The following is a 13,355-nucleotide window of genomic DNA, read 5'->3' on the forward strand; positions in this document are numbered from 1 at the left end:
CGTCAGCCCTTGTTGCAGATGAAGTCGACGGCCAGCGCATAGCCGAGAATGCCGAGTCCGGCGATCACACCGGTCGCGACTCCGGACACGTACGAGTGGTGCCGGAATTCCTCGCGGGCGTGCACGTTGCTGATGTGCACCTCGACGAGCGGCACCTCGAGCGTCACCAGGGCGTCGCGCAACGCCACCGACGTGTGCGTGAAACCGCCGGGGTTGATCACGACGCCCGACGCCGTGGTCCGGGCCTCGTGCACCCAGTCGATCAGATGGCCCTCGTGGTTGGACTGCCGCGCGACGATCTCACGTCCGGCTTTCGCAGCAGCCGTGCGGCACAACTCGACCACGTCGTCGAGCGTCTCCCGCCCGTACACCTCGGGTTGCCGTTGCCCCAGCAGGTTCAGGTTGGGGCCGTTGAGAACAAAGATCGGTCCGGGAGCGGTCATCGCGCGCTTTACCTCCATTTGTACGAACTAGTGAGTTAGTTCGCACCCAGGATACAGCGCACTCCCGCCTAGGCGGACTTGTCTCGGCGTTCTCCCCGCTCCGGCTTGCGCGGAACGATGGTCGGAAGCACGTTGTCGTTGACCGTCTCGGCGCTGACCACGACCTTCTCGACGTCGTCACGGCTCGGGATGTCGTACATGACCGGCAGCAGGACTTCCTCCATGATCGCGCGCAGTCCACGAGCACCGGTTCCGCGGAGGATCGCCTGGTCGGCGATGGCCTCGAGCGCGTCCGTGGTGAACTCCAACTCCACGCCGTCCATGTCGAACAACCGGTTGTACTGCTTGACCAGCGCGTTCTTCGGCTCGGACAGGATCTGGACGAGCGATTCCTTGTCGAGGTTCGTCACCGACGCCACCACGGGAAGACGACCGATGAACTCGGGGATGAGCCCGAACTTGATCAGGTCTTCCGGCATGACCTCCGCGAAGTGGTCCTGGGTGTCGATCTCCGCCTTGGACCGCACCTCCGCACCGAAACCGATGCCGCGCTTGCCCACGCGATCGGACACGATCCGCTCGAGGCCGGCGAACGCCCCCGCCACGATGAACAGGACGTTCGTCGTGTCGATCTGGATGAACTCCTGATGCGGGTGCTTGCGACCGCCCTGCGGCGGCACGCTGGCCTGCGTGCCCTCGAGGATCTTCAGCAAAGCCTGCTGCACACCCTCGCCGGACACGTCCCGCGTGATCGACGGGTTCTCGCTCTTGCGGGCGATCTTGTCGACCTCGTCGATGTAGATGATGCCGGTCTCGGCGCGCTTGACGTCGTAGTCGGCGGCCTGGATCAGCTTGAGGAGAATGTTCTCGACGTCCTCACCGACGTAGCCGGCTTCGGTGAGCGCCGTCGCATCGGCGATCGCGAACGGGACGTTGAGCATCTTCGCCAGCGTCTGAGCCAGATACGTCTTGCCGCAGCCCGTGGGACCGAGCATGAGAATGTTCGATTTCGCCAGCTCGACCGTCTCGCCGCGCGCATCACGACCCTTGTCGCCGGCCTGGATGCGCTTGTAGTGGTTGTAGACCGCAACGGCGAGAGTCCGCTTGGCGGCATCCTGGCCGATCACGTAGTTCTCGAGGAAGTCGCGGATCTCGGCCGGCTTCGGCAGCTCGTCGAGCTTCACCTCGCTGGACTCGGCCAGCTCCTCTTCGATGATCTCGTTGCACAGGTCGATGCACTCGTCGCAGATGTACACCCCAGGCCCAGCAATGAGCTTCTTGACCTGCTTCTGGCTCTTACCGCAGAAAGAGCACTTGAGCAGATCCCCGCCGTCACCGATGCGTGCCATCTCGTCAGGTCCCTACTTCCTTCGTCTACGTGCAACCATCGAACCGATCCCACGCCGTGCGCGCACCGACCGAAAACGAAAGCCCGTTATGTGACCGTACCCGCAGATCGCGAGCGAGGTCGACTGGTTGTCGGTGATTCGCGCACCGATCTTCCGGGAAAGCCAGCCTTGCCGATCCCGCACCCGGCTCGCGGCAACCGCGCCGTCACGGCGTGTCGCCCGAGCCGGGGCGGCAGGAAATCACTTCTGGGCGCTGAGTTTGCGGTACTCGAGCACGTCGTCGATGATCCCGTATTCCTTGGCCTCGGCGGCCGTGAGGATCTTGTCGCGGTCGGTGTCCTTGCGGATCACGTCGGCGTCCTTGCCGGTGTGCTTCGCGAGGGTGGTCTCCATCAGGCGACGCATCCGCTCGATCTCGGCGGCCTGGATCTCGAGGTCGGAGACCTGACCCTGGATGCCGCCGGTGGCGGGCTGGTGGATGAGGACACGAGCGTTCGGCAGGGCGAGACGCTTGCCGGGGCTACCGGCCGCCAGCAGCACCGCGGCAGCCGAGGCCGCCTGGCCGAGGCACACCGTCGTGATGTCGGCGCGCACGTACTGCATGGTGTCGTAGATCGCCATCAGCGAGGTGAACGAGCCACCCGGCGAGTTGATGTACATGGTGATGTCGCGATCGGGGTCCAGCGACTCGAGAACGAGAAGCTGAGCCATCACGTCGTTGGCCGACGCATCGTCCACCTGCACGCCGAGGAAGATGATGCGCTCCTCGAACAGCTTGTTGTACGGGTTGGACTCCTTGACGCCGTAGCTCGAGTGCTCGATGAAGGACGGCAGGATGTAACGCGACTGGGGGCCTGCGGGCGCCTGGCCTCCCAGGCTGCGGGGATCGAACAGGTTGGTCATCAGTTCTCCAAGGGATGTGTGGGAGCGGTCAGTGAGGAAGCCGGGCTGCTACTGCCCGGTCCCGCCCGCCTGCGCCGCGCGGGAGACGACGTGGTCGACGAAACCGTATTCGAGTGCCTGCTTCGCGGTGAACCAGCGGTCACGATCCGAATCGGCGGTGATCTGCTCGACCGTCTGACCGGTGTGCTCGGCGATCAGCTCGGCCATTTCGCGCTTGGTGTGCGCGAACTGTTCGGCCATGATCGCGATGTCACTGGCGGTACCACCGATTCCGGCGGACGGCTGGTGCATCATGATCCGCGCGTGCGGGAGGGCGTAGCGCTTGCCCTTGGCCCCGGCGGAGAGCAGGAACTGGCCCATCGACGCGGCCAGACCCATTCCGAACGTCGCGACGTCGCACTCGGCGAACTGCATCGTGTCGAAGATCGCCATACCGGCGCTGACCGACCCGCCGGGCGAGTTGATGTAGAGGGAGATGTCCCGGCTGGGATCCTCTGCCGACAGCAGCAGGATCTGAGCGCACAGCTTGTTCGCGATGTCGTCGTCGACCTGGGTACCGAGGAAGATGATGCGCTCGCGCAGCAGGCGTTCGTACACCGAGTCGCTGAGGTTCAACCCAGCGGTGGCTGAAGTCATGGCGGGACTCTGCAAAGTCTCCAGGTGATTGGAAGTCACGGTACCTGCCTTCTCCGTAAATCGTTGATTGCTGACACAGACACTAACGAAGGAGGGCGGCACCGGAGTCCCGGTGCCGCCCTACTTCGCTCAAAGCGGAAAACAACTCACAGCCGAACGCGAGAAAAACATCCCGCGACCAGCATTACTTCTGGTCTTCGCTCTCGGTGGAATCCGACGAAGCCTCGTCCGTGGACGCAGCCTCCTCGGCCTCGGCCTCACCGTTGCCGAACAGTTCGGCGGTGTCGACAGCGGCACCCGAGGTGTCGGTGACGGTGGCCTGCTCGACGACACCGGCGAGAGCCTTGCCGCGACGCACGTCCGCGAAGACGGCGCCGAGCTGACCGGCCTGCTGAATCTGCTGGATGAACTGCTCGGGCGCCATGCCGTAGCGCTGCGCCTGGAACAGGATGCGCTCGGTGAGCTCGTCCTGGCCGACGGTGACGTCGGAGGCGTCGGCGATGGCGTCCAGCAGCAGCTGGGTCTTCACCGAGCGCTCGGCGCTCTCCTTGGCGTCCTTGTCGAACTCTTCGCGGCTCGTGCCCTGCTCCTCGAGGAGCTTGTTCAGCGCTTCCTCGTCGTGATCGAGACCGTGCACGGCGTCGTGGAGTGCAGCGTCGACCTCGGCCTTGACGACAGCCTCGGGCAGCGGGACCTCGACGGTCTCCAGGAGGGTCTCGAGGACCTTGTCGCGGATCTGACCGGCCTGCTCGACCTTGCGAACGCGTCCGACGCGCTCACGCAGGTCGGCCTTCAGCTCGTCGAGGGTGTCGAACTCGCTTGCCAGCTGAGCGAACTCGTCGTCCTCGGCGGGCAGCTCGCGCTCCTTGACGGTGCCGACGGTGACGGTGACGACAGCTTCCTTGCCCGCGTGGTCACCGGCGACGAGCGTCGAGGTGAACTCCTTGGACTCGCCGGCCTTGACGCCGACGACGGCCTCGTCGAGGCCCTCGATGAGCTGACCCGAACCGACCTCGTGCGACAGACCGCTCGCGGTGGCCTCGGGAACGGCCTCACCGTCGACGGTGGCCGACAGGTCGATGGAGATGAAGTCTCCGTCCTCGACCGCACGCTCGACACCGGTGAGGGTGCCGAAGCGCTGACGCAGCGACAGCAGCTGCTCCTCGACGGCCTCGTCGGTGATCTCGATCGGATCGACGGTGACGCTCAGCTCGCTGTAGTCGGGCAGCGTGATCTCGGGACGGACGTCGACCTCGGCGGTGAACTCGAGGAGCTCGCCGTCCTCGATCTTCGTGATCTCGATCTCGGGCTGACCGATCGCCTTCACCGAGGCGCTGGTGACGGCCTCGGAGTAGCGGGACGGGAGTGCGTCGTTGACGACCTGCTCCAGGACTGCGCCACGACCGACACGGGCTTCGAGCAACTTGGCCGGTGCCTTGCCCGGACGGAAGCCGGGGAGACGGATCTGTTGCGCGAGGGCCTTGTAGGCCTTGTCGAAATCAGGCTTGAGCTCCTCGAAGGGCACCTCAACGTTGATACGGACTCGCGTCGGGCTGAGCTGCTCGACGGTGCTCTTCACGGACTGGCTCCTTCGTGTGGTCGTGCTTTTTCGGTGCGGCAGTTGCCTGCCCTGTGGTTCTGGTCGGGGTGACAGGATTTGAACCTGCGACCCTCCGCTCCCAAAGCGGATGCGCTACCAAGCTGCGCTACACCCCGGTCGAAGCCGGCTCTCGCCAACCTCGCGAGGACCCGAGGAAGAATCCTACGGCCCCCCGATTATGAAATCCAAAGCGAGGTTGGGTACAGTCACTCATCGCAGACGACATGCATGGCGATCCCAGGTTGTCGAATGCACGGGGATGTAGCTCAATGGTAGAGCCTCAGTCTTCCAAACTGATTACGCGGGTTCGATTCCCGTCATCCCCTCCACACAGGAGCGTTCCCACCCCAGGGAACGCTCCTTTTTTGTCGCGCACGGGCGGTCGCGGACGCCTCGGCTGCTATGACATGCGTCACAGGCGCACGAGACGCGCCCGCGCCTCTCTTCTGCGGACCGCTCCCCCGTTCGCCGAGCGCGTAAGCACGATTTCGGTCAGTACTCTGGGAGATGTCTGATTTGTCCCCTACTCGTGGATGTTGCAGCCCCGCAGCCGGCGGTCCGCGAGAACTCCGGAGGCCCACCGTGGAACTGCTACTCATTCTCGTGATCGTGGCGGCGGTCGCCTTCCTGGTGGTGAGGAGCCGCAACAACCGCGCCGGGCAGACCGCGAACCAGCTCGAGGACGCCAAGGCGGACGCTCGCCAGGCCATCGAACGGCTCGGCGGACAGGTGTACAGCCTCACCGGGTCCGACACCGCCTCGCAGCAGGCACTCGCCGACGCGTCCGAGCGGTACACCGCGGCGGGCTCCCAGATCGATCAGGCCACGACGCCCGTCCAGGCGCGTCTCGCCAAGCAGACGGCGCTCGAGGGTCTCTACTACATCCGCGCCGCCCGGACGGCCATGGGCATGGACCCCGGCCCGGAGATTCCGTCGATCGACGGCCAGAAGTCCGCGGGAGCGGTCACCGAGGACCGTGAGGTCGAGTTCGAGGGGCGGCAGGTCGCGGCGTCGCCGAACCCGTCGTCGAAGACCCCGAACTACTACCCCGGTGGCCGTGTCGCGGGACGCCCGGTTCCCGCCGGCTGGTACTCGGAGCCGTGGTGGAAGCCCGCTCTCGTCGCAGGCGCGTGGGGCCTGGGCTCGATGTTCCTGTTCTCGGCGATGTTCTCGGGGATGGCCGGAGTGGGGTACGACGCGCAGGGCTTCGAGAGCGGAGCGGGCGACGCGTCCCAGGACACCGGTGACGCGGGTGCGGACGGCGGTGGCGACGGCGGTGACGCAGGCGCAGACGGCGGCGGCGACATGGGCGGGGACGCCGGTGGCGACGGCGGCGGATTCGACTTCGGCGGCGGCGGAGACGGCGGCGGGTTCGACTTCGGTGGCGGGTTCGACTTCTAGCCGGCCGTCAGGAGGGCTGGCAGCTCGGGCACCAGAAGAGGTTGCGGCCCTTCATGACCGAGTGGGTGACTGGGGTGCCGCAGATCCGGCACGGTGATCCCGCCCGCCGGTAGACGTACGTCCGGGGACGGTCCTTGGCATACGCCGGATCGCCGTGATCGTCCTCGGGACGGACGACGTGCATCTTGCCGCGGCGGACCCCGACCTTCATCAGGGCGACGAGGTCGGCCCACAGCACGTCCCACTCGGCACGGGACAGCGCACGACCGGGCCTGTCGGGGTTGATGCCGTGCCGGAACAGGACCTCCGCCCGGTACACGTTGCCGATGCCGGCGATCACGGCCTGATCCATCAGCAGTGCCCCGATCGGGGTCTTCGACGCCGAGATGCGCTTCCACGCCTTGTCGGGGTCGGCGTCCGTGCGGAGCGGGTCCGGCCCCAGCCGCGCCTCGATGGCGGCGACCTGAGGCGGATGGAGAACCTCGCAGGCCGTCGGACCGCGGAGGTCGGTGCCGAATTCGGCGCCGACCATCCGCATCCTGACCTGCCCGACCGGCGGTTCCATCGGAACGGCCGATTCCGTGAACGCTCCGTACAGTCCCAGGTGGACGTGCACGACCAGTCCCGACTCGTAGTGATGCCACAGGTGTTTACCCCAGGCCTCGGACTTGACGAGAACGCGGCCGTCGACGAGCGCCGCGTCCTCGGAAAATCTGCCCTGCGGGCTCAGCACCCGCACCGGCGCACCGGCGAACCGGCGTTGGTGTAGCCGGGCCAGCCGGTGCAGGGTGTGACCTTCGGGCAAGGGCGATCAGGCCTCGGGCAGGGCGGGGGCGACGCCGGTCTTCTCGAACTCGGACAGGATGTCGATGCGGCGCTGGTGGCGCTCCTCGTTCGACCACTCGGCGGCGAGGAACGCGTCCACGATCGCGAGGGACTCCTCGAGGGAGTGCATGCGCCCGCCGAGGCCGATCAGCTGAGCGTTGTTGTGCTGGCGGGCCAACTGCGCGGTCTCGACGCTCCACGCCAGGGCACACCGCGCACCCTTCACCTTGTTCGCGGCGATCTGCTCACCGTTGCCGCTGCCGCCCAGCACGATGCCGAGGCTGCCCTCGTCGGCGACGACACGACGGGCCGTCTCGATGCAGAAGGCGGGGTAGTCGTCGAGGGCGTCGTAGACGTGAGCGCCGCAGTCGACGGTCTCGTGGCCCGCGGCCTTCAGGTGTTCGATGATCTCGTTCTTACGTTCGAATCCGGCATGGTCGGCACCCAGGTATACGCGCATGACTGGTGATTCTGTCAGGCGTCGTCGCGAATCGTGTCAGGGGCCCGGGACGCTTATCGTGATCAGCATGTATCCCGACAACGGACAGAACTGGGGACAGTCGTATCCGGGACATCGGCCGGTCTCCGCGCAGCACCAGTGGGGCGTCGGGACGGGATGGAATCCTCCGGTCCCGTTGCCGGGCCTCATGCCGAACGACCGGCCCGCCCGGCACTCGTGGGAGATCCCGCTGCTCGTGGTGGCCATCGTTCTCACCGTCGTCGCCTACGTGGCGGCGATCGTGGCGCTCTTCCTCGGCGTGGTGTCCACGTGGGTGCTCATCGTGCTGGTCGCGCCGATCCTCATCGCCGTCGGCCGCGGCCAGCTCTACGGCTCGCAGCAGGTGAACGGGATCAAGATGACACCCACCCAGTTCCCCGACGGGTACCGGATGGTGGCCGAGGCGGCCGCACGGTTCGGGATGACCGAACCACCCGACGCGTACGTCGTGCTCGGGAACGGCCGGATCAACGCGTTCGCGTCCGGACACGGCTTCCGCCGCTTCGTCGTGGTGTACAGCGATCTGTTCGAGATCGGCGGCGAGGCCCGCGAGCCCGACGCCCTCGCCTTCATCATCGGCCACGAGGTCGGTCACATCGCGGCCGGTCACGCCTCCTACTGGCGGCAACTGGGACAGTTCGCCGCCAACTACATTCCCGTCGTCGGGTCGGCGCTGTTCCGTTCGATGGAATACACCGCGGACAACCACGGCTACTGCGTCCGGCCCCAGGGCGCCCGCGGCGCGATGGGCGTGCTCGGCGCCGGCAAATATCTCGTGAGCATCGTCGGATTCGACGAACTCGCCGACCGGGCCACCACCGAACGCGGGTTCTTCCCGTGGTTCGTGAATCTGCTGTCGGGACATCCGGTGCTCACCTGGCGTGCCGCCGCCCTGCGGAACAGGACCCGGCACGGTCACCTGTTCGTGAAACCCGGCCAGATCTACCGCGATCCGCAGCAACTGCAGTACGCGGCCGATCCGGCCGGGCCCGTCACTCGGTGACCGTGCCCAGGATCGGGGCGGGGCTCAGTCGAACTGGGGGTCCTCGGTCCGGGTGCGCTTGAGCTCGAAGAAGTGCGGGTAGCCGGCCAGCGCGACCGCACCGTCCCACACCTTCCCCGCGTCCTCGCCGCGGGGAATGCGCGACAGGACCGGGCCGAAGAACGCGACACCGTTGACGTGGATCGTCGGGGTTCCGACGTCCGGTCCGACGGCATCCATGCCTGCGGCGTGACTCTCGCGCAGTGCGGCGTCGTACTCCTCCGATTCGGCGGCCTCGGCCAGTTCGGCCGGCAGCCCGACCTCGGCGAGCGACTTGACGATCACGTCGCCGAAGTCCTTGTTGCCCTCGTTGTGGATGAGCGTGCCCATCGCCGTGTACAACGGCAGCAGGATCTCGTCACCGTGCTTCTGCGCGGCCGCGATCAGCACCCGCACCGGCCCCCACGCCTTGGTCATGAGCTCGCGGTATTCCTCCGGCAGATCCCGGCCCTCGTTGAGAACGGCCAGGCTCATCACATGGAAGTTCGCCTGCAGGTCGCGCACCTGCGTGGCCTCGAGGATCCATCGCGACGTGATCCAGCACCACGGGCACAGTGGGTCGAACCAGAAATCAGCGACGTCCTTGGCGGTCCCGGCGTTCGTCCCAGCACTCACGTGATGCTCCTTCTCGGTGATGTACACATTCCCGTCCAGTCAACACCTCCCTGCCGGGAATCCTTCCCGGAGACCCGGCTCGCGGCAGTAGGGTCGAGAGTGGTCGACCGGAAGGGAGCATCCTCACATGTCCTCCACTCGCACGTTCGTCGTCGTCGGCGGCGGCCTCGCCGGAGCAAAAACGGCAGAAGCATTGCGTGACAAGGATTTCGACGGTTCGATCATCCTCCTGTCGGAGGAGGAACATCTTCCCTACGAGCGACCTCCGCTGTCGAAGGAACACTTCGCAGGCAAGAAGGCTCTCGGCGACTTCACCGTCCATCACGGCGACTGGTACCGCGACCATCACGTGGATCTGCGGCTCGGCACCACCGCCACCGCCCTCGACCTCGCCGCCCACACCGTGACGCTGCCGGACGGTTCCACCCTGGGCTACGACAAGCTCGCCCTCGCGACCGGTTCGCGCTCCCGCCGCCCACCGATCTCCGGGTCCGACGCCGAGGGCGTCCACTACCTCCGCACCATCGACGAATCGGACAAGCTCATCGAGGCGGTCGCCGGTGGCCGACGACTCGTGGTGATCGGCGCCGGCTGGATCGGCCTCGAGGTGGGGGCCTCCGCACGGGAGAAGGGCGCCGACGTGACGGTGGTGGAAGCCGCCGAAGTTCCGCTGCTCGGCTCCCTCGGCCCCGAGATCGGCTCGGTCTTCGCCGAACTCCACCGCGAGCACGGCGTTCAACTGCACCTCGGCGCCACGGTCGAGGAAATCGTCGTCGACGACGGCAAGGCCACCGGGGTTCGGCTGGGCGACGGCACCGTCCTTCCCGCCGACGCCGTCCTCGTCGCCGTCGGCGCGGCACCCAATATCGAGATCGCGGAACGGGCCGGACTCGACGTCGACGGCGGCGTTCTCGTCGACGCCGGGTTGCAGACCAGCGACCCCGACGTCGTCGCGGTGGGCGATATCGCCGCGCAATGGCATCCGCAGCTCGGCACCCGAATCCGGGTCGAGCACTGGGCCAATGCGCTCAACCAGCCGTCCGTGGCCGCCGCCACCATGCTCGGGCACGCGGCCGAATACGGGAACCTGCCCTACTTCTTCACCGACCAGTTCGATCTGGGCATGGAGTACGTGGGGTACGCCCCGCACGATTCGTACGACCGGGTGGTCGTGCGCGGCGATTTCGCCGCACGCGAGTTCCTGGCCTTCTGGCTCGACGCGGACAACCACGTCCTCGCCGGCATGAACGTCAACATCTGGGATGTCACCGATCAGATCAAGCAACTGGTGTCGTCGTCCGCCCCGGTCGATCCCGACCGCTTGGCCGACCCCGGGGTGCCGTTGACCGACCTGTCCGGTTAACACCCCGCTCCCACTCGTGATGGGATGGCAGCATCGAGTACGAGCACCGCCGCCGATCACGAGGAGACCTCTGTGGCCCCACCGAACCTGACCCGCGAACAGGCAGCCGAACGAGCCGGACTGCTGACCGTCGACAACTACCTGATCGAACTCGACCTCACCGACGGGACAGGTCAGCCCGGAGTCGAGACGACAATTCAGCCCGGAGTCGAGACGTTCTCCTCTCGCACCACCGTCACGTTCGGGGCCACCCCCGGCGCGTCCACGTTCGTCGACATCGTCGCGGCCCGTGTGCATTCGGCCACGCTGAACGGCTCCCCCGTCGACGTCTCGGATTACGACGAGTCCACCGGCATCACACTCACCGATCTCGCGGAACGCAACGAACTGGTGGTCGAGGCGGACTGCGCGTACTCGCACACCGGTGAAGGGCTACACCGCTTCGTGGACCCGACCGACGACGCGGTGTACCTGTACTCGCAGTTCGAGACCGCCGACGCCAAGCGCATGTTCGCCTGCTTCGACCAGCCCGACCTGAAGGCGACGTTCGACGTGCACGTCACGTCCCCCGCCGACTGGAAGGTGATCTCCAACTCCGCGACCGTCGAGACGGTGGCGCCGGAACCCGGCCGTCACATCTTCCGCACCACACCGAAGATGAGCACCTACCTCGTCGCGCTCATCGCCGGCCCGTACGCGGAGTGGACCGACAACTACTCCGACGAGCACGGCGACATTCCCCTCGCGATCTACTGCCGCGCCTCGCTCGGGAAACACATGGATTCCGAGCGCCTGTTCACGGAAACCAAGCAGGGCTTCGCGTTCTACCACCGCAATTTCGGCACCCCCTACGCGTTCGGGAAGTACGACCAGCTGTTCGTTCCCGAATTCAATGCGGGCGCAATGGAGAACGCCGGCGCCGTGACGTTCCTCGAGGACTACGTCTTCCGGTCCAAGGTGACCCGGGCGTCGTACGAGCGGCGCGCCGAGACCGTGCTGCACGAGATGGCGCACATGTGGTTCGGCGACCTCGTCACCATGCGCTGGTGGGACGACCTGTGGCTCAACGAGTCCTTCGCGACGTTCGCCTCCGTGCTCTGCCAGAGCGAGGCCACCGAATACACCAACGCCTGGACCACGTTCGCCAACGTCGAGAAGTCCTGGGCGTACCGGCAGGATCAGCTGCCGTCGACCCACCCCATCGCCGCCGACATCCCGGACCTCGCCGCGGTCGAGGTGAACTTCGACGGCATCACGTACGCGAAGGGCGCCTCCGTCCTCAAACAGCTCGTCGCGTACGTCGGGCTCGACCCCTTCCTGTCCGGCCTGCGGGACTACTTCCGCGACCACGCCTTCGACAACGCCACGTTCGACGACCTCCTCGGTGCACTCGAGAAGTCCTCGGGCCGCGACCTGTCCGACTGGGGAGCCCAGTGGCTCAAGACCACCGGGCTCAACATCCTGCGTCCCGAATTCGACGTCGACGCGGACGGCAAGTTCACCCGGTTCGCCGTTCTGCAGTCCGGCGCCGCACCCGGTGCCGGTGAGCGACGGGTGCACCGCATCGCCGTCGGCGTGTACGACGACCGGGGCGGCAAGCTCGTGCGCACGAAGCGGGTGGAACTCGACCTCGACGCCACCGAACGCACCGACGTCACCGACCTCGTCGGTGTCGAACGCGGGCAGCTGATCCTCGTCAACGACGACGACCTCACGTACTGCTCGCTGCGGCTCGATCCCGACTCGCTCGCCACCGCCATCGACCGCATCGGCGACATCGACGAGCCCCTCCCCCGCACCCTGGTGTGGTCGGCGGCCTGGGAGATGACGCGTCAGGCCGAACTCAAGGCGCGAGACTTCGTCGCCCTCGTGCAGCGCGGCATCGGTGCCGAAACCGAGGTCGGCGTCGTCCAGCGACTGCTGATGCAGGCCCAGACCGCGCTGCACAGCTACGCCGAACCCGAGTGGGCCAAGGAACACGGCTGGCCGGACTTCGCGAACCGGCTCCTCGAACTGGCACGGGAAGCCGAGTCGGGTTCGGATCACCAGCTGGCGTTCGTCAACGCGCTGGCGGGCGCGCAGCTGTCGGCATGGCACACCGAGGTCCTGCAAGAACTGCTCGACGCCGCACCCGAAACGGTCGGGCTGCCGGGCCTCGTCGTCGACACGGACCTGCGCTGGCGTCTCGTCACCGCGCTCGCCGGGGCCGGTGAGATCGACGCCGAGGGCATCGAGACGCCGTTCATCGACGCCGAAGCCGAACGCGATCCCACCGCGGCAGGCGCTCGCAACGCCGCCGCGGCGGCCACCGTCCGCCCGCAGGCCGCGGTGAAGGAACAGGCCTGGAACCGGGTGGTCGGCGACGACTCCGTGCCGAACATCACCGCCCGCTCGATCATCGGCGCTTTCGCCGGTCACGGGCAGTCCGAGATCCTCGCACCGTACGTGACCCGCTACTTCGCGGACATCCCCGCGGTGTGGGAGCGGCGTTCGAGCGAGGTCGCGCAGACCGTCGTCGTGGGCCTGTACCCGTCGTGGTCGATCAGCGAGGAGTCCGTGGCGGCAGCCGACGAGTTCCTGGCCGGCGACCATCCCCCGGCACTGCGCCGCCTGGTGGTCGAGGGCCGGGCCGGCATCGTCCGGTCGCTCGCGGCCCGGAAGTTCGACGCGAGCTGATCG

12 protein-coding genes and 2 tRNA genes are annotated in these 13,355 nt (G+C 66.9%); 5 read left to right on the top strand and 9 right to left on the bottom strand.

What is annotated here, in order from left to right:
* Positions 1–2 precede the first annotated feature (2 nt).
* The 6 genes from aroQ to ACNJ7E_RS23665 all read right to left on the bottom strand — a co-directional run bounded on the left by aroQ (position 3) and on the right by ACNJ7E_RS23665 (position 5,047).
* On the bottom strand, positions 3–443 hold the full coding sequence (gene aroQ, locus ACNJ7E_RS23640) for a type II 3-dehydroquinate dehydratase (RefSeq protein WP_005248177.1): 441 nt from the start codon (positions 441–443) through the stop codon (positions 3–5).
* Positions 444–511: 68 nt separating this feature from the next.
* Positions 512–1,792: an ATP-dependent Clp protease ATP-binding subunit ClpX gene (gene clpX / locus ACNJ7E_RS23645; protein WP_005248181.1), complete on the bottom strand. Its 1,281-nt coding sequence runs from the start codon at positions 1,790–1,792 to the stop codon at positions 512–514.
* A 240-nt stretch (positions 1,793–2,032) separates the two neighbouring features.
* A complete protein-coding gene (locus ACNJ7E_RS23650) occupies positions 2,033–2,695 on the bottom strand; it encodes an ATP-dependent Clp protease proteolytic subunit (protein ID WP_037236299.1) in 663 nt (220 codons plus the stop codon).
* Between the two features lie 48 nt (positions 2,696–2,743).
* Positions 2,744–3,331, bottom strand: coding sequence for an ATP-dependent Clp protease proteolytic subunit (locus ACNJ7E_RS23655; RefSeq protein ID WP_105417063.1), 588 nt, complete (start codon positions 3,329–3,331; stop codon positions 2,744–2,746).
* 184 nt (positions 3,332–3,515) lie between these two features.
* The gene (gene tig, locus ACNJ7E_RS23660; protein WP_280782347.1) at positions 3,516–4,910 is read right to left on the bottom strand and encodes a trigger factor; all 1,395 of its coding nucleotides are present in this window, start codon (positions 4,908–4,910) and stop codon (positions 3,516–3,518) included.
* A 60-nt stretch (positions 4,911–4,970) separates the two neighbouring features.
* A tRNA-Pro gene (locus ACNJ7E_RS23665) sits at positions 4,971–5,047 on the bottom strand.
* A gap of 139 nt (positions 5,048–5,186) precedes the next feature.
* Between ACNJ7E_RS23665 and ACNJ7E_RS23670 the strand changes: the two genes are divergently transcribed.
* Together ACNJ7E_RS23670 and ACNJ7E_RS23675 are read left to right on the top strand one after the other, a co-directional pair.
* Positions 5,187–5,260, top strand: a tRNA-Gly gene (locus ACNJ7E_RS23670).
* Positions 5,261–5,513: 253 nt separating this feature from the next.
* Complete coding sequence (locus ACNJ7E_RS23675) at positions 5,514–6,332, top strand: hypothetical protein (RefSeq protein WP_009474078.1); 819 nt, start codon at positions 5,514–5,516, stop codon at positions 6,330–6,332.
* Between the two features lie 7 nt (positions 6,333–6,339).
* Here ACNJ7E_RS23675 and ACNJ7E_RS23680 read toward each other — a convergent pair whose 3' ends face one another.
* Together ACNJ7E_RS23680 and ACNJ7E_RS23685 are read right to left on the bottom strand one after the other, a co-directional pair.
* Positions 6,340–7,137, bottom strand: coding sequence for an Fpg/Nei family DNA glycosylase (locus ACNJ7E_RS23680; protein ID WP_418341099.1), 798 nt, complete (start codon positions 7,135–7,137; stop codon positions 6,340–6,342).
* Between the two features lie 6 nt (positions 7,138–7,143).
* Positions 7,144–7,617 carry a ribose-5-phosphate isomerase gene (locus ACNJ7E_RS23685; protein WP_005248193.1) on the bottom strand — a complete coding sequence of 158 codons (474 nt, stop codon included), beginning with the start codon at positions 7,615–7,617 and terminating at the stop codon, positions 7,144–7,146.
* Positions 7,618–7,684: 67 nt separating this feature from the next.
* On the opposite strand from ACNJ7E_RS23685, the gene ACNJ7E_RS23690 reads away from it, so the two are divergent.
* Complete coding sequence (locus ACNJ7E_RS23690; RefSeq protein WP_418341100.1) at positions 7,685–8,659, top strand: M48 family metallopeptidase; 975 nt, start codon at positions 7,685–7,687, stop codon at positions 8,657–8,659.
* A gap of 24 nt (positions 8,660–8,683) precedes the next feature.
* On the opposite strand, the gene ACNJ7E_RS23695 is transcribed toward ACNJ7E_RS23690, so the two are convergent.
* Positions 8,684–9,313, bottom strand: coding sequence for a DsbA family protein (locus ACNJ7E_RS23695; RefSeq protein WP_283333577.1), 630 nt, complete (start codon positions 9,311–9,313; stop codon positions 8,684–8,686).
* 127 nt (positions 9,314–9,440) lie between these two features.
* Between ACNJ7E_RS23695 and ACNJ7E_RS23700 the strand changes: the two genes are divergently transcribed.
* The gene (locus ACNJ7E_RS23700) at positions 9,441–10,676 is read left to right on the top strand and encodes an NAD(P)/FAD-dependent oxidoreductase (RefSeq protein ID WP_418341101.1); all 1,236 of its coding nucleotides are present in this window, start codon (positions 9,441–9,443) and stop codon (positions 10,674–10,676) included.
* Positions 10,677–10,748: 72 nt separating this feature from the next.
* Positions 10,749–13,352 carry an aminopeptidase N gene (gene pepN, locus ACNJ7E_RS23705; RefSeq protein WP_418341102.1) on the top strand — a complete coding sequence of 868 codons (2,604 nt, stop codon included), beginning with the start codon at positions 10,749–10,751 and terminating at the stop codon, positions 13,350–13,352.
* The last annotated feature ends 3 nt before the right edge of the window (positions 13,353–13,355 follow it).

This window comes from Rhodococcus mengyinensis, assembly GCF_048381435.1.
Lineage (GTDB): Bacteria > Actinomycetota > Actinomycetes > Mycobacteriales > Mycobacteriaceae > Rhodococcus_F > Rhodococcus_F opacus_D.